The organism is uncultured Desulfovibrio sp. (assembly GCF_944324525.1).
Lineage (GTDB): Bacteria > Desulfobacterota > Desulfovibrionia > Desulfovibrionales > Desulfovibrionaceae > Desulfovibrio.
Genome location: NZ_CALUWS010000053.1, coordinates 1 through 18,891, shown reverse-complemented (window position 1 = coordinate 18,891; position 18,891 = coordinate 1). Strand labels below are relative to the sequence as shown.

At 67.0% G+C, this 18,891-nt stretch carries 18 protein-coding genes; 17 read left to right on the top strand and 1 reads right to left on the bottom strand.

Annotated features, from left to right (window positions below; translation table 11 throughout):
• Positions 1 to 248: 248 nt before the first annotated feature.
• Positions 249 to 1,130 (bottom strand): LysR family transcriptional regulator, encoded by an 882-nt coding sequence (locus Q0K12_RS10885; RefSeq protein ID WP_297262864.1) that lies wholly within the window; start codon positions 1,128 to 1,130, stop codon positions 249 to 251.
• A gap of 124 nt (positions 1,131 to 1,254) precedes the next feature.
• Here Q0K12_RS10885 and Q0K12_RS10880 point away from each other — a divergent pair, with 124 nt between their 5' ends.
• From Q0K12_RS10880 to Q0K12_RS10800, 17 genes are all read left to right on the top strand, one after another.
• Complete coding sequence (locus tag Q0K12_RS10880; protein ID WP_297262862.1) at positions 1,255 to 2,313, top strand: YeiH family protein; 1,059 nt, start codon at positions 1,255 to 1,257, stop codon at positions 2,311 to 2,313.
• Between the two features lie 205 nt (positions 2,314 to 2,518).
• Positions 2,519 to 3,088 (top strand): O-acetyl-ADP-ribose deacetylase, encoded by a 570-nt coding sequence (locus Q0K12_RS10875; protein ID WP_297262860.1) that lies wholly within the window; start codon positions 2,519 to 2,521, stop codon positions 3,086 to 3,088.
• A gap of 773 nt (positions 3,089 to 3,861) precedes the next feature.
• Positions 3,862 to 4,566 (top strand): 4'-phosphopantetheinyl transferase superfamily protein, encoded by a 705-nt coding sequence (locus tag Q0K12_RS10870; RefSeq protein WP_297262858.1) that lies wholly within the window; start codon positions 3,862 to 3,864, stop codon positions 4,564 to 4,566.
• A 49-nt stretch (positions 4,567 to 4,615) separates the two neighbouring features.
• Positions 4,616 to 5,911, top strand: a complete 1,296-nt coding sequence (trmD, locus tag Q0K12_RS10865) for a tRNA (guanosine(37)-N1)-methyltransferase TrmD (RefSeq protein WP_297262868.1) — start codon at positions 4,616 to 4,618, stop codon at positions 5,909 to 5,911.
• A gap of 55 nt (positions 5,912 to 5,966) precedes the next feature.
• A complete protein-coding gene (gene rplS, locus Q0K12_RS10860; RefSeq protein WP_297262856.1) occupies positions 5,967 to 6,314 on the top strand; it encodes a 50S ribosomal protein L19 in 348 nt (115 codons plus the stop codon).
• Between the two features lie 370 nt (positions 6,315 to 6,684).
• Positions 6,685 to 7,470 (top strand): ribonuclease HII, encoded by a 786-nt coding sequence (locus Q0K12_RS10855; protein WP_297262854.1) that lies wholly within the window; start codon positions 6,685 to 6,687, stop codon positions 7,468 to 7,470.
• Positions 7,467 to 7,802: a hypothetical protein gene (locus tag Q0K12_RS10850; protein ID WP_297262852.1), complete on the top strand. Its 336-nt coding sequence runs from the start codon at positions 7,467 to 7,469 to the stop codon at positions 7,800 to 7,802. Before Q0K12_RS10855 ends, Q0K12_RS10850 begins: the two co-directional genes overlap by 4 nt.
• Positions 7,799 to 8,293, top strand: coding sequence for a YraN family protein (locus Q0K12_RS10845; protein WP_297262850.1), 495 nt, complete (start codon positions 7,799 to 7,801; stop codon positions 8,291 to 8,293). Before Q0K12_RS10850 ends, Q0K12_RS10845 begins: the two co-directional genes overlap by 4 nt.
• Positions 8,232 to 9,098 carry a 16S rRNA (cytidine(1402)-2'-O)-methyltransferase gene (gene rsmI / locus Q0K12_RS10840; protein WP_297262866.1) on the top strand — a complete coding sequence of 289 codons (867 nt, stop codon included), beginning with the start codon at positions 8,232 to 8,234 and terminating at the stop codon, positions 9,096 to 9,098. The genes Q0K12_RS10845 and rsmI overlap by 62 nt, the downstream gene beginning before the upstream one ends.
• Before the next feature lie 233 nt (positions 9,099 to 9,331).
• Positions 9,332 to 10,081 (top strand): PTS system mannose/fructose/sorbose family transporter subunit IID, encoded by a 750-nt coding sequence (locus Q0K12_RS10835; protein ID WP_297262848.1) that lies wholly within the window; start codon positions 9,332 to 9,334, stop codon positions 10,079 to 10,081.
• 48 nt (positions 10,082 to 10,129) lie between these two features.
• A complete protein-coding gene (locus Q0K12_RS10830; RefSeq protein WP_297262846.1) occupies positions 10,130 to 10,420 on the top strand; it encodes an HPr family phosphocarrier protein in 291 nt (96 codons plus the stop codon).
• A gap of 2 nt (positions 10,421 to 10,422) precedes the next feature.
• A complete protein-coding gene (gene ptsP, locus Q0K12_RS10825) occupies positions 10,423 to 12,186 on the top strand; it encodes a phosphoenolpyruvate--protein phosphotransferase (RefSeq protein WP_297262844.1) in 1,764 nt (587 codons plus the stop codon).
• Positions 12,183 to 12,638, top strand: coding sequence for an SsrA-binding protein SmpB (gene smpB, locus Q0K12_RS10820; protein WP_297262842.1), 456 nt, complete (start codon positions 12,183 to 12,185; stop codon positions 12,636 to 12,638). The genes ptsP and smpB overlap by 4 nt, the downstream gene beginning before the upstream one ends.
• A 5-nt stretch (positions 12,639 to 12,643) precedes the next feature.
• The gene (locus Q0K12_RS10815; protein WP_297262840.1) at positions 12,644 to 15,208 is read left to right on the top strand and encodes a ComEC/Rec2 family competence protein; all 2,565 of its coding nucleotides are present in this window, start codon (positions 12,644 to 12,646) and stop codon (positions 15,206 to 15,208) included.
• A 209-nt stretch (positions 15,209 to 15,417) separates the two neighbouring features.
• Positions 15,418 to 16,005 (top strand): isochorismatase family cysteine hydrolase, encoded by a 588-nt coding sequence (locus Q0K12_RS10810; protein WP_297262838.1) that lies wholly within the window; start codon positions 15,418 to 15,420, stop codon positions 16,003 to 16,005.
• A 2-nt stretch (positions 16,006 to 16,007) separates the two neighbouring features.
• The gene (locus Q0K12_RS10805; protein WP_297262836.1) at positions 16,008 to 16,601 is read left to right on the top strand and encodes a hypothetical protein; all 594 of its coding nucleotides are present in this window, start codon (positions 16,008 to 16,010) and stop codon (positions 16,599 to 16,601) included.
• Positions 16,598 to 18,316 carry a carbon starvation protein A gene (locus Q0K12_RS10800; RefSeq protein ID WP_297262834.1) on the top strand — a complete coding sequence of 573 codons (1,719 nt, stop codon included), beginning with the start codon at positions 16,598 to 16,600 and terminating at the stop codon, positions 18,314 to 18,316. Before Q0K12_RS10805 ends, Q0K12_RS10800 begins: the two co-directional genes overlap by 4 nt.
• The last annotated feature ends 575 nt before the right edge of the window (positions 18,317 to 18,891 follow it).

Here is an 18,891-nt window from a genome sequence, read left to right as displayed (position 1 = left end):
TAAGTATTTATTTTACAACAAGTTATAAAAATATCTCAGTCAGAACATATTGCCTGATAATGAGTCCTGACCTTAACAGGCCCTAGAGCATTTTCCGTTTGAAACGCTTCGCGTTTCAAACCATACGGCCTGACGTTTCGCGGAAAAAACGCGGTTTTTTCCGCTTGGTCGGGGCCGGGCGGCGCTGTGCCGCCGCCTCGCGTTTTCCCTTTTTCAAAGGCAAAACGCTTTTTTTACGCCGCATCCCGCTACTTTTGCTCCAGATAGGCCTGGATACGGTCGGAAAGCACTTCCACCAGCGGGGAGGCTTGCCTGTCCTTGTGTTCCACCCGGTAAAAGGTACGGGTAAAGCGGATGTCGGCCAGCGGCACTTCCCAAAGCTCGCCGGCCTCCAGTTCGCGGCGCACGATATGCCGCGAGACGCAGGCCAGCGTGCCGGGCTTGTGCAGCAGGATCTTGATGGGGTCGTAGTGGTTGAACTCCAGAAAGTCCGTGGGCCGCAGTCCCAGCGGCGTGATGGCCGCAAGGAAGGCCTCGCGCGCGCCTGAGCCCTGTTCGCGCAGGAGCCAGCGCCGCCGCATGAGCTCATGGATGGAGACCGGCGGACCGGCGGCGCTCTCCCTGTCGCCGGACACCACGAGCAACGTTTCCTCGGCCAGCGCCCGCACATTGAGCACAAGGCTCTGCACCTGCCCTTCCACAAATCCCACGTCCAGCACCCCGGCCTCCACGCCATGCAGGATGTCGTGCGTATTGCCGGACTCGCAGCTGATATGGACATTGGGATGGCTGCTGTGGAAGTCGTAGAGGATGACCGGCAGCACGAAGTCCGCCAGCGTGGTGGACGCGCCGATCTTGAGGCTCCCGGCCAGGGTGGCGTAAGTCGTCAGATCCAGCACGCCCTTGAGCTCGGCATAGAGGGGCGCAAGGCGCTTTTCCAGCAGCTTGCCCTTCTCGTTGAGCACCAGTCCCCGCCCCACGCGCACGAAGAGGCGGCTGCCCAACTCATCCTCGAAGCCGCGCAGCGCCGAGGAGACGGCCGCCTGAGAGACGCAGAGCAGTTCAGCCACCTCCCGCATGTTGGGATTGCGCGCCAGCGCCAGGAATACCTCGATATGCCGCAGGGTCATGCTGTTTTCCCGATCAATAAGAAAAAGTTGTCGAACTGAAAAATTTAATCCGTTTGTCCCGGATGCGCCGCGGTGCTACCACAAGGCCATGTCATTCACCAACAGGCTCAAAGAGGTAGATACCATGAAATTCGTCGTACAGGCTTTCCGCAATGACCGCAATGTGCAGCTGCTCAACGGACTGGTTTTTGTGGCGCTTTTTGCCAGCGTTGCCTTCCATCTCGTGGATCTGCCCTTCCTCACCGCTCTCGGCATCAGCCCGCTCATCGTGGGTATCGTGGTCGGCATGTGTTACGGCAACACCCTGCATGTGCATATGCCCGTCTACCTCAAGCCGGGCATCCTCTTTTCCTCCAAGTCGCTGCTGCGCCTGGCCATCGTCCTCTACGGCTTCCGCCTGACCTTCCAGGATCTGGCGCAGGTGGGCTTCAAGGGCGTGGCGCTGGCGGCCTTCATGCTGGGCACGACCTTCCTTATGGGCTCGTGGCTGGGCATCAAGGTGTTCCGCCTGCCCCGCCGTCTGGCCCTGCTGACGGCCGCGGGGAGCTCCGTCTGCGGCGCGGCCGCCGTGCTGGCCGTCGAGCCCGTGGTCAAGGCCGAGAATCATGAAAGCAGCATCGCCGTAGGGACGGTGGTCGTCTTCGGCACGCTGGCCATGCTCCTCTACCCCCTGCTGTACAGCCACGGTCTGCTGCCCATGTCCGCCGAAGTCTACGGGGCCTTTGCCGGCGCCACCCTGCATGAAGTCGCCCACGCCGTTGCCGCCGGTCAGGCCATCTCTCCCGAAGCGGGCAATACGGCTGTCATCGTGAAGATGATGCGTGTGATCATGCTGGCTCCCCTGCTGGTCGCCCTCGGTTTCTGGCTGCGCCGCGCCGCCATGCGCAACGGCGAACAGACGGCGGACGGCAACGCCTCCCATATGAAGAGCTTCCCCTGGTTCGCCGTGCTCTTCGTGGCGACCATCGGCATCAACTCGCTGGGCATCATCCCCGCCGGCATGGTCAACGCCATCAACGCCTTTGACGTCTTCCTCCTGACCATGGCCATGTGCGCCCTCGGCATGGAAACCAGTCTGGAAAAAGTGCGCAAGGTCGGTCCCAAGCCCTTCCTGCTGGCCGGCATCCTCGCCGTCTGGCTGGCGACGGGAGGCTACTTCGCCGCCAATTTCCTCATCGGATAAGGGCTACACGACTCCCTCACTCCCCGGAAAGGACGCCGCCCCCGGCGTCCTTTCCCTTTTTCGTCCGACCGTGCGCCGCTTCCCATACCCCTCGGGCAGGACGCTTGAAGGCCGAGCCTGCCGGCGCTATGCTGCCCCCATCTCAAGGCGTACGGTCCCGGCAGTCCGGGGCTCACGCGTCCCGCACGGAAAAAGGAGGCTCCCTATGCGCAACGTCCTGCACCATATCCACGTCGTTCAGGGCGACATCACCCGTGAAGCCGTCGATGCCATCGTCAATGCCGCCAACAGCAGCCTGCTGGGCGGGGGCGGCGTGGACGGGGCCATCCATGCCGCCGCCGGGCCGGAACTGCTCGAAGCCTGCCGCCCGCTGGGCGGCTGCCCCACCGGCGGGGCCTGCATCACCCCCGGCTTTCGCCTGCCCGCACGCTACGTCATCCATACGGTGGGGCCCGTCTGGCACGGCGGCTTTGAAGGCGAACCGCAACTTCTGGCCTCGGCCTACCGCTCATCCCTGCTGCTGGCGGCGGACAACGCCTGCCGGGTGGTGGCCTTCCCGGCCATCTCCACAGGCGTCTACGGCTACCCCGCCGACATGGCGGCCACTGTGGCCGTACGGACCATCGCCGAATTCCTGGCCGAACGCCCGGAGGACAGTCTGCCGCAAGAAATACGGCTCGTCTGCTTTTCCGATGCCTCCCGCCAGGCCCACGAAAACGCCCTGCAACGCCTGCGCGAAAAACTGAGGGCACAGGACGAGAGCGGAACCTGCTGACGCTCTCTTTTACTTTTGGGGGGAAGGGGAACCCCTCGCTCTGCTGTCGATGTCCGTAAGGCTCCTTCGTCGCCTAACGGACACGGCCCTCCGGGCCGCCCGTTGGATCGCCGCCAGCGCGGGAGGGGTTCCCCTTCCCCCCAAGCCCCCCATCCCTTCCCCAGCGCGCTTTTACCAGAGGAAGAGTCAGGAACACGAGGCAAACCCATTCCCCCAAAACACGCGGAGTACGCACAGCTTTTATAAAATTCCTGTTAACACCCCTAACGGACACGGCCTGCGTCCGCCTTTTCGGTCGCCGCCGGCGCGGGAGGGCCCAGCCTTTTCGCTGCGAAGCGAGAAAAGGCGTTCTCGTCATCCTTCCCCCCAAGCCCCCCATCCCTTCCCCAGCGCGCTCTTATCGGGGAAATGAGCACGCCGCGAAATATGCCATGCGGCTCAAAAACTGTGCGCCATGATGTGTTATCCATTTGAAATAATGCGTAAGCTGCAGACAAACCATTCCCCCAAACGGATGACATGGTAAATACTGCCTGATGATCAAAACACTTTCTTCTCAGCTTTTGTCTTTCCTGCCCCCGGAGGTACGCGGCCGAGAGAAAGCGGCTGCCTCACCCACCGCCTTGTCTTCTCCCGAGAAAAGCGCGCTGGGGGAAGGGTGGGGGGCCTGGGGGGAAGGGAACCCCCTCCCGCGCGAGGCGAGGGGGGTCCCCTCCCCCCAGCCGACCGTCCACACCGCTCCCCTCTTGCCTGCCCGCGCTCCCGACGCGGAGGTGACCGTCCACATCGTCTGCTGCCCGCTGCCCGCGACGGACAGCGCCTGCCGGGAACTGACGGTCATGCTGTCGGCGGAGCTTTCCCCGCTGCTCTCGTCCGCCCAGCGTGCGCATCTTGCGGCTTTCCGGCGGACGCGGGCCGCCTGCTCGCGCTGGCTGTCACGGCTGGCGCTGGCCGCCTGCCTGACGGGCGCCGGGGCGGATCCGGGCATCTGGCTGCCGCAGCTCCAGCGCCGGAGCAACGGCCTTCCCTGCTTGCCGGGGGGAGCCGTTTCCTTCAGCCACAGCGAACAGGCGGCCTTTGCCGCCCTGCTGCCCGCTGCGGGCGAAAACGCCTGCCTTGGGCTGGATGCCGAAAGCCTGTCCAGCCCGCCGCCAGCGGAAACGGCCTTCGCGCCTGACGGACGGGGACGAGGCGTTCCCCTGCCCGCCGCGGAAGCCCTGCGCTGCTGGACGCTCAAGGAAAGCCTCGCCAAGGCGGCAGGTACGGGGCTGGACTGTCCGCCCGACCGCATCCCCTGCGGCCGCCACGGTCAGCGCCGGGGCGCTCTGTACTGGCGGGAACGAACGTTTTTCTGGCGGACGCTGCCTGTTCCGGGGCACTGGCTCGCCCTGACAGGCACGCGACCGCTGCGGCCCATTTTCCGCATCATCCCGACGGCCTGTCTGGGGCGGCCCCACGCAAGCCGGGATCTTCGCTAATCGGCTGCGCCCCCTTGCCAGCGGAGCGTATTTGCGGCACTCTGCGCGCATGCCGCGCTTCCATCTCGTGACGCTCTTTCCCGAATTTTTCCGCTCGCCGCTGGAGGCCGGGCTCATGGGCCGCGCCCGTCAGGCGGGGCTCGTGACCTGTACCCTGCATGATCCGCGCGATTTCAGTACGGACAAGCACCGCCATGTGGACGACCGCCCCTATGGCGGCGGTCCCGGCATGGTCATGCAGGGCGAGCCTGTGGCCGCCGCGCTGCGCTCCATCCCCTCGCCGGGGCGTCTGCTGCTCATGTCGCCGGGGGGACGGCCCCTTACGCAGGCGCTGGCGCGGGAACTGGCGCGGGAAGAGGACATCACCCTTATTTGCGGCCGTTACGAAGGGCTGGATGCCCGCCTGAACGAACTTTTTCCCCTTGAGGCGGTCAGCGTGGGCGAGGCCGTGCTCAACGGCGGGGAGTGCGCGGCGCTGGCCGTGCTGGAAGCTGTTGCCCGCCTCATGCCCGGGTATATGGGCAAGGAGGAATCCGGCGAGGACGAGAGCTTTTCCCACGGGCTGCTGGAGTACCCGCACTATACCCGCCCGGAGATGCTGGAAGGCCTGAGCGTGCCGGAGGTGCTGCGCAGCGGGGATCACGTCCGCATCGCCCGCTGGCGGCGTGAGGAATCCCTGAAGGCCACTCTGCGCCAGCGTCCCGACCTGCTGGCGGAAGCGTCGCTGACCCGCGAGGATGCGGCCTTTCTGGGCAGGTTGCCGCGCGAGCGGGCCGGACGCAACCTCTCCTTCTGCCTGCTGCATCATCCGGTCATGCTGGATGCGAAAAATTCCGGAACTTCTTCTTTGACAAATCTGGACATTCACGATATAGCCCGGATTTCGCGCAGCTATGCAATGGGACCGTTCTTTGCGGTCACGCCGCTGGAGGAACAGCGGGAGCTGCTGCGGGCCATCCTGCGCCACTGGACGGACGAACAGGGGCGCAAATGCCATAGCGACAGGGCGCGTGCCCTGGACATGGTGCGGCCTGCCGCCTCGCTGGACGAGGCCCTGCACCAGCGGGAAGAGGAATGCGGCATACGGCCGCTGCTGCTGACGAGCTCGGCAGCCTGGCCGGACAAAAAAAGCCGCCTCCCCCTGCTGACCCCGCGTCAGGTGCTCGACCTCTGCCGCCGCGGCCCGGTCATGCTCTGTCTGGGGACGGCGCGCGGTCTGGCCCCTGAAGTGCTGGCCCGCAGTGACGGCATGGTGCGCCCCGTGCGTTTTTTGAGCGACAACCACCTTTCGGTGCGAAGCGCGGCCGCCATACTGGCCGACAGGATTCTGGGCGACTACGACTAGCCCTCAGTTTTTTACCGGCGGCCGGCGCGGCTGCGGATATCTAAGGAGTAGAGGCATGGATATCATCAAGAAGATCGAAATGGAAAATATGCGCATGGATATGCCCGCGTTTCGCTCCGGCGACACGGTCAAGGTGCACCTGCGTATCGTCGAAGGCGAAAAGGAACGCATCCAGGTGTTCCAGGGCAATGTGATCCGTCTGCAGCGCGGCACCACCGGCGCGACCTTCACGGTGCGCAAAGTGTCCGACGGCGTGGGCGTGGAACGCATCTTCCCCCTGCACTCCCCCTTCATCGACCATGTGGAAGTGGTCACGCAGGGCCGCGTGCGCCGCAGCCGCCTGTACTACCTGCGCGCCCTCAAGGGCAAGGCGGCCCGCATCAAGCCCCGCGGCCGCTTCTGATCGCGGACGCTTCCCGTTTCGGGAGATGCCGACCATCCACCTCACCCGGATTTCCGCCGCGGAAGACCGGGTGAGGTTCTTGTGTTTGCGCCGGAGAGGAGTCTTCCTTTTTTCGCCGGCTCTTGTACGAACAGGTTTCCGTCAGAGGCCGGAGCGTTGCCGTCGTGCCCCGCACAGGCAGCCGCAGGCGCTTTTTAACGCATTTTGCTTTTGAAAATGGCAAAATGCGAGGCGGCGGCACAGAACCGCCAAGCCGACACCAGGCGGAAAAACCGCGTTTTTTTCGCGAAACGCCAGACTGCATGGTTTGAAACGCAAAGCGGTTCAAACGGAAAAGGCTCTATGCCGCGTCCGTCAGGGAGAACACCGCATGCCCCGCACTGATGCCCCCCATCCCGCGACCTCCGGCGTACCTGGCCATCCGGCGGATCGTCCGGCCTCGGCCCCGCTGTCGGGCCTGCTGCCGGGGCTGACCGCATCCCCGCCGGCGGCAGCCGTCACCGCCGGGGTGGATGAAGCCGGGCGCGGCTGTCTGGCCGGGCCTGTGGTGGCGGCGGCCGTCATCCTGCCGGAAAGCGCCTCCCTGCCGGGCCTGGACGACTCCAAGGCGCTCAGCGAACGGCAGCGCGATGCGCTGGCCCCGCTCATCCGCCGTACGGCGCTGGCCTGGGGACTGGGCATGGTCTGGCCGCGCCGCATCGACGGCATCAACATCCTGCAAGCCACCTTCGAGGCCATGTCTCGCGCCGTGGCCTGCCTGGGGCGTCATCGTGCCCTGCCGGAACTGCTGCTCATCGACGGCAACAAGACCCTTCCCCCGGAAGTGCTGCGCCATGCCCTGTCCAGACAGGGGTTTGCGCCCTCCGGCCTGCCCCGGCAGCGGGCCATCGTGCATGGCGACGCCACGGAAGCGGCCATCTCGGCGGCCTCCATCCTGGCCAAGACCCAGCGGGACAAGCTCATGACCGCGCTGGACCGGCGCTGGCCGCTCTACGGTTTTGCCCGGCACAAGGGCTACGGCACGGCCGATCATTACGCCGCCCTGCGGGCGCACGGCCCCTGCCCGCTGCACCGCCTGACCTTTCGCGGCGTCCTGCCGGACGCGGCTGATGCCGGACGGTCGGGACAGGCCGCCGTACAGGGGAGCCTGCTGTGAGGCCCGGCGCACCCCGCCCCGGCGGCATCTTCGGCGGTCTGGGCCGTCTGCTGCGGCGGCCGCGCGCCGTGGCGCGTCCTCGCCTCTCTCACGAATTTTCGGACAGCGAATTCACGGAAAACGAATTTGCCTTTGACGGGCGCGAACCGCTGCCCCCGTGGGACGGCGTGGCCGTGCCGCTGGAAGAACTGCTGGACGCCTGTGAAGCCCGCATGGCCGCCCGGCGCGCGGCGGAAGCCGCCCCTGCCGCGCCCGCTGACGCGCCGTCCCCGGCCGGCGCTGCCGCAGCGCTGCCGGAAAAAGACGGCGGACAGGAGCCGCCGCGACCATGAAGGCCCTGCTGCACCGCCTGTGCCGCCGGCTGACCGCGCCTGACCCGGCAGCGCCCGCCGCTTCTTCGGAGACCGTGGCCGCCGGACGCGCCCGCCTGGGACGGCAGGGCGAGGAGGCCGCCGCCCGCCTGCTGGCGTCCAAGGGGTTCGTCATCCTGGCCCGGAACTGGCGGCAAGGCAGACTGGAGCTGGATATCGTCTGCCGGGACGGCGACACGCTGGTCTTTGTGGAGGTCAAGAGCCGCAGCGGCGACGGCCTGACCCGGCCTGACGAAGCCATGACGCCGCGCAAGCGTCATACTCTCGTGCGGGCCGCACGGGCCTGGCTGGCGGCGGAAGAAGACTGGTCCAGCCCCTGCCGCTTTGACGTGGTGACCGTAACGGCCTGCGGGCCGAACTCTCTGCATCTGGAGCATATCCCCCATGCCTTTGCCCTCGACGAGCCCGGGACGGCTGTGGATCGTGGCCACGCCTCTTGGCAACCCTGGTGACTTTTCTCCCCGCGCGCGGGAGATCGTGCAGCGCGCGGACGCCGTGCTCTGCGAAGACACGCGCCGTACGGGCCTGCTGTTCAGCCAGTGCGGCCTGACGGCGCGGCGGCTGGTGAGCTTCCATGACCGCAACGAGCAGACCCGGCAGGAAGACGCCCTGCGGCGGCTGCGCGAGGGGGCGGAGCTGGCGCTTGTCTCCGACGCGGGCACGCCGCTGGTGGCCGATCCCGGCTACCGGCTGGTGCGGGCCTGCCGGGCCGAAGGCATCGCCGTTTCGCCCGTGCCCGGGCCGTCCGCGCCCGTGGCGGCCCTGAGCGCGGCCGGTCTGCCGCCCCTGCCCTATACCTTCCTGGGCTTCTTGCCCCGGGACGATGCGGGCCGCCGCCAGACCCTCGCCGCCTTTGCCCGTACCCCGGGATCGCTGGTGTTTTTTGAGCGCAAGGACAGACTGCAGGCCAGCCTTGCCGTGGCGGCCGCCCTGCTGGGCCCGCGCGAGGCGGCCATTTGCCGGGAATTGACCAAGACGCACGAGGAATTTATACTTTTCCGGCTGGAAAATCACGGCGAGCTTGCCGCCGATCTGCTGGGCGAGGTGACGGTCATCCTCGGCCCGCCGGAAGACGAGCTCCGCGCCGCCCCGGAAGAGGCCCGTGCCTGCCTGCGGCGTCTGGCCGATGCGGCCGGACGGCGGCTTCGTCCGAAGGAGCTGGCCCGGCAGGCGCATGGCCTGCTGCCGGGCTGGAGCGTCAAGGAGCTTTACGAGCTGCTGACGGACGGCGGCGCCGGAGACGATCAGGGCGCGTGAGCGCAGGGCAAGCCCTCTCAGGGGGGCCTGCACGCGCCGCCGGTCATGCCCGCAAGGGCCACAGCGCCGTCAGAGAGGCGTGGACCGCGCCCGGCGGGATCAGCCCCCCGGCGGAGCGCTCGCCCCTTTCATGGCGACAGACATCGATTTCCTCAAAACGAACCCTACGGCCCGCATGCGGGGACGGGACATGCCCGCCTGCCGCCATCCGCCGCCCGGCTGCCGGAGAAGCCATGCTGCCCAGACGAACCGCCCTTGCCTGCCTTGCCCGGACCCTGCTTGTCAACGCAGGCGTCACGGCCCGCGGCATGCAGCTTGTGGGACAGCTCTATGTGCTGGAGCCCGCCCTGCGCCACCTCTACCCCGATCAGGAGAAGCGCGCGGAGGCCATGTCCCGCTACCTGGTGCACAGCAATACCCATCCCTATATGCTGCCTTTCTATGTGGGGACGGTCCTTTCGCTGGAAAACCTCATCGCGGCCGGCGCCCTGCCCGGCTCCACGGTACCGGTGGTGCGGCAGACCCTGGGCAGCACGCTTTCGGCCATCGGCGACGGCTTTTTCGAGGGCGCGCTCTTGCCCTGCTGGTCCCTGCTCTGCGTGGCCCTGCTGGTGGGGGACTGCATCACGCTGGCCCTGCTGACGACCGTCCTGCTCTTCCTGGCGCTGCTGGCCTTCCGCTGCTGTTCCTTCTTCTATGCCCTCAATCACGGCATGGCGGGCCTTGCGGGGCTCAAGCGGCTCGATCTCATCAACTGGGCGGGGCGCATCAAGTTCTGCAACGCGGTCCTCATCGCGGTCATCCTCTGGCAGCTCGCCCCGCGGGAGGCGCCGCTCTCGCCGTGGGATTTCGGCATACTGAGCGTTACGGCGGTCCTGGCCGCCGCCTGGATCGTGGGCCGCTGGCGGCTGCCGCGCATCATTCTCTGGCTGGCGTTGCTCTGCACGCTGATTTTCATGGACGAACGCCTTTTGGGCGTATAAGATACGGTTGCCCCTCCTGCGAGGAGGACGCCACAGGACGGTGACACCATGAGCATGAGCATCGAGGAAACCCCGGAAGGCCTTGTCCTTCCCCTTACCCTGCGCCTGCGGGGGGGACTGCATGCCCGGCCCGCGGCCAGACTGGCGCAGGAGGCCCAGCGCTTCACGTCCGATATCAGCCTGCGCAGCGACGACGCCAGCGCCGATGCCAAAAGCATGCTGGACATCCTTTCCCTGGCCCTGCCGGAAGAGTCCCGCATCACCCTGCTGGCCAGCGGGGACGATGCCCGGCAGGCGCTGGAAGCCCTGGCCAGCTGCCTTGACGGCTTGCGAGACTGATCATGCCGCGCGCTCTCCTTTTCGGAACCCCGGTCTCTCCCGGCATCGCCATCGGCGAACTGCGCTTCAAGCATAATACCCGACTCATCGAACGCCGCCGCATCAGCCCGCGCGAGATCGCCAAGGAGCAGTCCATGCTGCGCGATGCGGCCTCCAGCGTGCGCGAGGCCCTGCGCGAAGCCATGGACAAGGTGCCCGAGGACATGGCCGAATACCGGGAGGTCATCGCCGCCCAGATCGAGCTTGCCCGCGACCCCAAACTGCTGGACAAGGCCGGCAAGGCCATCGAAAAAGACCTGATCTGCGCCTCCTGGGCGCTGGAGAACACGGTGGAAGAGCTGTGCGACATCTTCCGCCGCATGGACAATCCCTACCTGCGGGACCGCGCGCAGGACATCCGGGCCGTGGGGCTGCGCCTGCGGGCCTGCCTTGCCGGCACGGAGACCGAAGAGATGGAGGCCGCCATACTGGCCGCCGAGGACCTCTCTCCGGCCGACGTCATGGAGATGGACTTCAAGGGCATACAGGCCGTGGTCACGGCCGAGGGCGGCCCCACCTCCCACACGGCCATCCTCTCGCGCGGCCTGCACATCCCGGCCCTGGTGGGCGTGACCGGCCTGCTCAATACCGCCCTGCACGGGGATCGCGTCATCGTGGACGGCCTCAAGGGCTGCATCCTGCTCGATCCCGACGAAAAGGACGTCAAGCAGTATGAGAGCCGCCGCGCCGAATACCGCGCCTGGGAGGAACGCACCCGCAAGGAGGCCCGCTGGCCCGCCGAGATGACCGACGGCGTGCGGACCGCCGTGCAGGCCAATCTGGAACGGCCCGAAGAGGTGGACGAACTGGCGGCCACCGGGGCGGACGGGGTCGGCCTGTACCGTACCGAATTCTCCTTCCTGCGGGAAGACCTGCCCGACGAGGAAGCCCTTTTCACGGAATATCTGGGCGTGGCGCGCAAGATCGCGCCCGAGCGGGTGGTCTTCCGCACGCTGGACTGCGGCGCGGACAAGATGCTGCCCGCGCAGGAGGCCCTGCGCGAACCCAATCCCGCCCTGGGCCTGCGGGGCATCCGCTTCTGCCTGCGCCACCAGGGCATCTTCCGCACCCAGCTGCGGGCGCTCATGCGGGCGGGGGTGACGGGCAACATCGCCATCATGCTGCCCATGATCTCCGGTCGGGAGGAGATCCTTGCCGTGCGCCGCATCATGCAGGAGCTGCACCAGCAGTTGCAGGCCGAAGGCCTGCCCCACGCGGACAAGCTGCCGCTGGGCATCATGGTGGAAACGCCTTCCGCCGTGCTCATCGCGGACACCCTGGCCCGGGAGTGCGACTTTTTCAGCATCGGCACCAACGACCTCATCCACTACCTCATCGCCATCGACCGCAACAACGCCCATGTGGCCCATCTGGCCGAAGCCCTGCACCCGGCCGTGGTCCGCTCCCTCAAGCGCGTCATCGACGCCGCCCACCGCGAGGGCATCGGCGTGTCCGTCTGCGGCGAACTGGCGGCCGACCCCTACGGCCTGGCCATCCTGCTGGGCATGGGCGTGGACTCGGTCTCCGCATCGCCGCGCTTCATCTCCGGCATGAAGCACATGATCCGCCGTCTGGACGCGCGTTTCTGCGACGAGCTCGCGCACAGCGTCCTCATGAGCACGGACGTCTCCGTCTCGCAGCGCATCCTGCGCGAGCGCCTGCAGGCCGTTCTCGGCCCGGAACTCTCCTTTCATACCACAAGCATCCTTACCGAGAGCCGCCCATGAGCAAGAAGACCTCCCCCGCCTCCATCGCCGTCAACAAGAAGGCACGGCACCTTTACGAACTCTCCGACTTCCTGGAAGTGGGCCTCAGCCTCACCGGGCCGGAGGTGAAGAGCCTGCGCGCCGGACGCGTGAACTTTCTGGACAGCTATGTGGACTTCCGCGACGGCGAGGCCTTCGTGCTCTCCCTGCATATCGCCCCCTACGCCAATGCGGGCTATGTGCCGCAGGACCCGGACCGGCCGCGCCGCCTGCTCATGCATGCCGCCGAAATCCGGCAGTATGCCGCCCGCGTGGAACAGAAAGGTCTTACGGTCGTGCCGGTGAGCCTCTACTTCAAGCACGGCAAGATCAAGATGGAGATCGCCCTTGGCCGCGGCAAAAAGCTCTTTGACCACCGGGAGAGCCTCAAGCGCCGCGCCGAAGAGCGGGACGCCGCCCGCGAACTTGCCTGACCGCCATGCGCCGTCCGCCGCTGCCGGCGCCCCCCGTCCGCCAGACATACGCGCTCTGCTGGCTGCTGGGACTGCTGGCAGGGGCATGGCCTCCGCCCTGCCTCCTCCTGCTTGCCGTCCTCCTCGGGCTTGATCCGCGCCTTTGCCCGTGGCGTCATCCGGCCCGGACCCTGCTTGCCCTCCTGCTTTTTGCCGCGGGCTGGCTGCCTGCCCGGCAGCACCTGACGCCGCCGCCCGCCCCCGCATGGCACACGGCCGCCCTGGCCGATGCCCCGGCGCGGGACCGGCCCCGCCTGTGCGGTCATATCCGCAGCGTGAACGGCCTGCCGGATGACCGGCTGCGCCTGCTGCTCGAGGACGTGCGGCCCGAAGGTTCCCCCGAGGCCGCGCCCCTGCCGGGCCTTGTGGCCTGGACCTGGGACGAGCCTGCGCAACGACCCCTTGCCGGACAGACGGTCTGCCTGCGCGCGCCCCTGCGTCCCGTGCACGGCCAGCGGAACGAGGGCATGCAGGACTGGAGCCTCTGGTGGCGCGCCCAGGGCGTGCACTGGCGATTGTGGAGCCGGGGAGAACGGGCCGACGTCAGGCTTGAGGGCGACGGTTCCCGCTCGGGACGCTGGCGGCAGGCGGCGCTGGACACGTTTGTGCTGGCCCTGCTGCCGCCGTCGCTCCGGGCCGGCGACCCGGCGGAACAGACCGCCTGGCTTGCCGCCCGGCAGGGGCAGGCCGCTCTGCCGGCTCTGCTGTTCGGCGACCGGCCGTACCTCAGCCGCGATACGCTCGACGACCTCGCCGCGGCCAGCCTGCTGCACAGTCTCGCCCTTTCCGGGCAGCATCTGGCGCTGGCCGGCCTGCTGGGGCTCGGTTGCGTGCTGGCGGCAGCCCGCCTTCGCCCGTCCCTCTATCTGCTGCGGCCCCGGCTCAGCCTTTCCCTGCTGGCCTCCTGTCCGCCGGCTCTGCTCTACCTCTGGCTGGGCAACGCGCCGCCCTCCCTCGTGCGGGCCGCCTGCATGCTCTTCTGCCTGACCCTGAGCCTGCTCTTCCTCACCGGACGCACGGCCGGCCCCTTCGCCCGGCTGGCGCCCTATCTGCCGCATACCACATTGGACTGTCTGCTGGCGGCTCTGACGGGCATCTGCCTCGTCTCCCCCACGGCCGTATTCGATACGGGCCTGCAGCTCTCCGTCCTCTGCCTGCTGGCCATCGGTCTGGCCCTGCCGGTCATGCGGCGTCTGCTGCCCGCCCCGCACGAGACGGACGATGCTCCGTCTGCCTGCGACCGGCCCGCCCGCTGTCGCGCCCTCGGCCGCCGCCTGTTCCACCGGGCGGCCCAGCTGTTCTTCCTCTCCTTTGCCATCCAGCTCGTGCTGCTGCCGCTCAATGTCCTCCTGTTCGGCAATGCCGGACACTGGTTTTTCCTCAATCTGCTCTGGCTGCCGGTCCTGGGCTGTTTTGTCCTGCCCGCCGCAGCCTGCGGCCTTGTACTTTCCCTGTGCGGGCTGACCGGCGTGGCGCACGCGCTGCTCTCCCTGGCCGCCCTGCCGGCCCAGTGGCTGCTGGACGGACTGGACGTTCTGGCCGCGCAGGGGCTGCTGTCTCCTCCCCTCCTGCCCCGTCCGCACTGGGCTGCCATACCGGGCATGCTGCTCTGCATGACGGCGCTGGCCCGCATCCTTTCCCACGCGAAAGGCCGCCTCCGGCTGCACGGTACGGGCCGTCTGCTGACGGCCGGTCTGCTCCTGCTGGCGGGCAGTCTGCTGCCGCCGCTTGCGGCGCGGCTCTTTCCGGAGATCCGTGTGGACGTGCTGGATGTGGGGCAGGCGCAGGCCGTCGTACTGCGCGTGCCCGGCCCGCATGCCGGGGATGCGCCCCTGCGTCTGCTCATCGACGGCGCGGGCTCCTTTTCCGCCCATTTCGATGCCGGGAAGCAACTTGTGGCCCCCATCCTGCTGTATACGGCCCTGCCCCGCCTGCATGCCGTCATCAACAGCCATCCCGACCTCGACCACATGGGCGGCCTGCCCTTCATCCTGCGCCACTTCCGCGTGGAGCGATTTTACGACAACGGCCGCCCCGCCAGAGGCGGACAGGCGGATGGCTGGAATGCGCTGCGGCAACAGCTTGCCGCCCGTCCGCTGGCCCGCGGCGACCGCCTGCCGCTGGGCGATCCCGAGGACGGCCTCGTGCTGGAGGTGCTGCATCCGCCGTGCACCGAGCCAGAACGATGGACAGGCAACGACGCCTCCCTGGTGCTGCGCCTTACCCGGCACGGACACGGCCTCCTGCTGCTGCCCGGCGATGCGGAGAAGCCCGCCCTGCGCGAATTGCTGGCCAGCGGCCAGGACTTGCGGGCCGAGGTGCTCGTCGCGCCGCACCACGGCTCCGCCGGAAGCTTCCTGCCCGCCTTTTACGAAGCGGTGCAGCCGCGTGAGGTGCTGGTCAGCTGCGGCTTCATGAACCGTTTCCGCTATCCCGCCCGCAAGCTCCGGGAATGGCTGGCCGAACGCCGCATCCCGCTGCGCCGCACCGATGTGGAAGGACAACTGACCGTCCGCTGGCCTGTCCGCTAGAGCCTGTCAACACTATTCGCTGCTTGTTTGGGGGGAAGGGGAGTGTGTACAGCCTATTCGTTTTATCTTTGAAAAAGATAAACGCGAGGCGGCGGCACAGCGCCACACGACCGAAAAAGACGGAAAATGCTCATGCCGGCCCCGCTTGTCCTTTGCCCGGCTTGGGTATAGGCTGACGGCCTGTCATTTCCGCAATCCCGGAGGTCGTCATGCGCGCAGCCCTGCTCATCATCGACATGCAAAACGATTTCGTCCTGCCCGGCGCGCCTCTTTGCGTGCGGGGCGCGGCCCCCAGCGTCCCCGTCATTCGCCGTCTGCTGCTGCAGGCGCGGGCGCAGGGGCTGCCCGTGATCCACATCATCCGCCAGCACAATCGCGACGGCAGCGACGTGGAAAAATCACGGCAGGAGCTTTTCCAGGAAGGGCCCGGCGTCTGCGTGCCCGGTACGGAAGGCGCGCAGATCGTGCCTGCCCTGGCGCCGGAAGAGGGAGAGTACATCGTCCACAAACGGCGTTTCAGCGCCTTTTTCCAAACGGAGCTCGACATGCTGCTGCGCCGTCTGGGCGTGGACACCCTGCTCGTGACCGGCACCCAGTATCCCAACTGCGTACGCGGCACCGCCGTGGACGGCATGAGCCTGGACTATGACGTCATCGTGGTGACCGACGCCTGCTCGGCCCAGTCGCCCGATGTGGAGCAGGCCAACATCCGCGACATGCGCAACATGGGCATACGCTGTCTGGCCCTGAACGATCTGCCGCCCCTGACGGAGCTCCCGCGATTCGGGGGGATCTAACGGTGGAGCTTTCCCCGGCGCGGCTGCCGCCGTCCCCGGCCAGCCGGCCCGGCGGCGACCCGCTACCCGCCCTGCTGCTGACCTGCGAGCGGGCCGGTTTTGACGTCCGCCAAGAGAACGGAGACGGCCCCCTGTGCGCCAGCGCCGCCTTCCACCAGCGCGGCGAGGGCTACTTGCTCTCCCGAAAGGTCACCCTCTGGGCGGCGGAAAGCCACGAGCATCTTTTCCTCTACAGGACGGCCCGGCTGGACGTCCCGCAGTGGCAGGCCATCCTTCAGGACGCGCTGGCGCGGGGCAGGGAGCGCATACGCCCGCATGACGAACATATGGTCTCCTATGTGAGCGCCCTTGTCCTGTGCGACGAGCTGGACGCCGGGGCCGCCGGGGCCGTACGGCGCACCCGGTACAGCAAGAGTTTCTGGTGGGGCCTGCGCGGCTGGATGCGCTTCCGCGCGCTGGCGCTGCGCCTTCCGCCCGGGATGGCGGAACGAGGAGAAGCGCTCTATGCCGTCAATGCGGCGGCGCGCGGCACGCTGCTCTCCCTCGTGCGGACGGCCCTGCATCCCCTTTTTGCCTTGTCGGAGTATCCACGATGAACGCGCTTTATCTGCTGGCCGGCGGTTTTGCCCTGCTTGCGGCAGGCTACTGCCTGTACGGGAAATGGCTGGAAAAGGTCTGGGGCATCGATCCTTCCCGGCGCACCCCGGCCCACGAGCTGCGCGACGGCATCGACTATGTGCCGTCCAAAGCGCCGGTGGTGCTGGGCCACCATTTTTCCTCCATCGCCGGGGCCGGGCCTATCAACGGCCCCATCCAGGCGGCGATCTTCGGCTGGCTGCCCTGCTTCCTCTGGGTGGTCATCGGCGGCATCTTCTTCGGCGCGGTGCATGATTTCGGCGCGCTCTTCGCCTCGCTGCGCAACAAGGGACGCTCCATCGGCGAGGTCATCGCCGGCAGCATCGGCCTGCGCGCCAAGCGTCTGTTCGTCATCTTTTCCTTTCTGACGCTCATCCTCGTGGTGGGGGCCTTTGCTTCCATCGTGGCCGGGACCTACAACGGCTTCACCCCGGACGGCGGCGGCGCGCTCGTCCGCAACGAAGTCAACGGCGCGACCGCTTCCATCTCCCTGCTCTTCATGGTGCTGGCCGTACTCTTCGGCCTGCTGGTCTACCGCTGGGAAATGCCGCTGGGCCGGGCCACCGTGCTGGGCATCATCGGCATCGTGGCCGTCATCGCCCTTGGCCTGCGCTTCCCCCTCTACCTGCGCTATGACCACTGGATGATCTTCATCGGCGTCTACATCCTGCTGGCCTCGGTGGCCCCGGTCTGGATACTGCTCCAGCCGCGGGACTATCTCAGCTCCTTCCTGCTCTACGCCATGATGCTGGCGGCCGTCGTCGGCATCGTGGCCGCCAGCCCGGTCATCGAACTCCCCGCCTTCACGGGCTTTGAAGTCAACGGGCAATACCTCTTCCCCGCCCTCTTCGTGACCGTGGCCTGCGGGGCCATTTCCGGCTTCCATTCGCTGGTGGCCTCCGGCACCACTTCCAAACAGCTCGACAACGAACGCGACGCCCGGCCCGTGGGCTTCGGCTCCATGCTCATCGAAAGCGCGCTGGGCATCGCCTCGCTCATCGCCGTAGGCTACATCTTCACCCAGAACGGCAACAGCTTCACCAGCCAGACGCCTACCCAGGTGCTGGCCGACGGTCTTTCGCAGATGCTGGCCAGCGTCGGACTGGACAGCGCCGAAGCCCGGCGCACCACCTACGGCCTGATCATCCTTGCGGTGTCCACCTTCTGCATGACCTCGCTGGATACGGCCACCCGGCTGGGACGCTACATGTTCCAGGAACTCTGGCTCGCCCCGGGCCAGAGCGGCAAGGACGTACGCGGCTGGCGCGCCGTGCTCACCAACAAATATGTGGCCACGCTCATCACCGTGGTGCTGGGCATGAGCCTCGGCTTCGGCGGCTACGCGAAGATATGGCCCCTCTTCGGCGCGGCCAATCAGCTGCTGGCCGCTCTGGCCCTGCTGGCCGTAGCCTGCTGGCTGCAGGATCTCGCCCGCCGCAACGGCATGTTCCTCCTGCCCATGCTCTTCATGCTGCTGGTGACGCTGACCTCGCTGGTGCTGACCATCCGGGAACAAGGCGGCAAGCTGCTGGCCGGCACGGGCGGCTTTGTGGCCGGCATGCAGGCCGCCATCGCCGCTCTGCTGCTCCTGCTCTCCCTCGTGCTGGTCTGGGAAGGCTGGCAGGCCCTGCGCGGACGACACGGACGACGGGCCGCCGCCCGTGCTCGTGATTAGAGCGTTTCACCTTTGAAAAGGGTGAAACGCGAGGCGGCAGCACAGCGCCGCCCGGCCCAAAGTGAGCGGAAAAACCGCGTTTTTTCCGCGAAACGCCAGGCCGTATGGTTTGAAACGCAAAGCGTTTCAAACTGGAATTGCTCTAGAGCAATTCCCCATTGCAAATGGGGATCGCTCTGGTCGTCGCAAAAGCGACTACCCGCAAGCGAACACACGGAAAAACCACGCTTTTTTCGTAGTGTGAAAGAGCGTCAGCAGGAAAATTGGACACGATTTCCCTGCGGATCCGCTCTAGGGCCTGTTAACACAAATTTTACTAATTATTTCAATATACACATGAAATAAGATATACATACTCCGCCTACCCTGACGGGCGATACGCCCCTTGTCCCAGCTTTTTCCCCTGATAAAAGCGCGCTGGGGAAGGGATGGGGGGCTTGGGGGGAAGGATGACAAGAACGCCTTTTCTCGCTTCGCTGCGAAAAGGCTGGGCCCTCCCGCGCTGGCGGCGATCCAACGGGCGGCCCGCAGGGCCGTGTCCGTTAGGCGACGAAGGAGCCTTACGGACATCGACA

Coding starts and splice junctions, on each gene's coding strand:
- Q0K12_RS10815 (WP_297262840.1), top strand. CDS start 12,644: ATGCGCCGTCCGCCGCTGCCGGCGCCCCCCGTCCGCCAGACATACGCG.
- Q0K12_RS10885 (WP_297262864.1), bottom strand. CDS start 1,130: ATGACCCTGCGGCATATCGAGGTATTCCTGGCGCTGGCGCGCAATCCC.
- Q0K12_RS10875 (WP_297262860.1), top strand. CDS start 2,519: ATGCGCAACGTCCTGCACCATATCCACGTCGTTCAGGGCGACATCACC.
- trmD (WP_297262868.1), top strand. CDS start 4,616: ATGCCGCGCTTCCATCTCGTGACGCTCTTTCCCGAATTTTTCCGCTCG.
- Q0K12_RS10835 (WP_297262848.1), top strand. CDS start 9,332: ATGCTGCCCAGACGAACCGCCCTTGCCTGCCTTGCCCGGACCCTGCTT.
- Q0K12_RS10855 (WP_297262854.1), top strand. CDS start 6,685: ATGCCCCGCACTGATGCCCCCCATCCCGCGACCTCCGGCGTACCTGGC.
- Q0K12_RS10800 (WP_297262834.1), top strand. CDS start 16,598: ATGAACGCGCTTTATCTGCTGGCCGGCGGTTTTGCCCTGCTTGCGGCA.
- ptsP (WP_297262844.1), top strand. CDS start 10,423: ATGCCGCGCGCTCTCCTTTTCGGAACCCCGGTCTCTCCCGGCATCGCC.
- Q0K12_RS10830 (WP_297262846.1), top strand. CDS start 10,130: ATGAGCATGAGCATCGAGGAAACCCCGGAAGGCCTTGTCCTTCCCCTT.
- Q0K12_RS10845 (WP_297262850.1), top strand. CDS start 7,799: ATGAAGGCCCTGCTGCACCGCCTGTGCCGCCGGCTGACCGCGCCTGAC.
- rplS (WP_297262856.1), top strand. CDS start 5,967: ATGGATATCATCAAGAAGATCGAAATGGAAAATATGCGCATGGATATG.
- smpB (WP_297262842.1), top strand. CDS start 12,183: ATGAGCAAGAAGACCTCCCCCGCCTCCATCGCCGTCAACAAGAAGGCA.
- Q0K12_RS10880 (WP_297262862.1), top strand. CDS start 1,255: ATGAAATTCGTCGTACAGGCTTTCCGCAATGACCGCAATGTGCAGCTG.
- Q0K12_RS10810 (WP_297262838.1), top strand. CDS start 15,418: ATGCGCGCAGCCCTGCTCATCATCGACATGCAAAACGATTTCGTCCTG.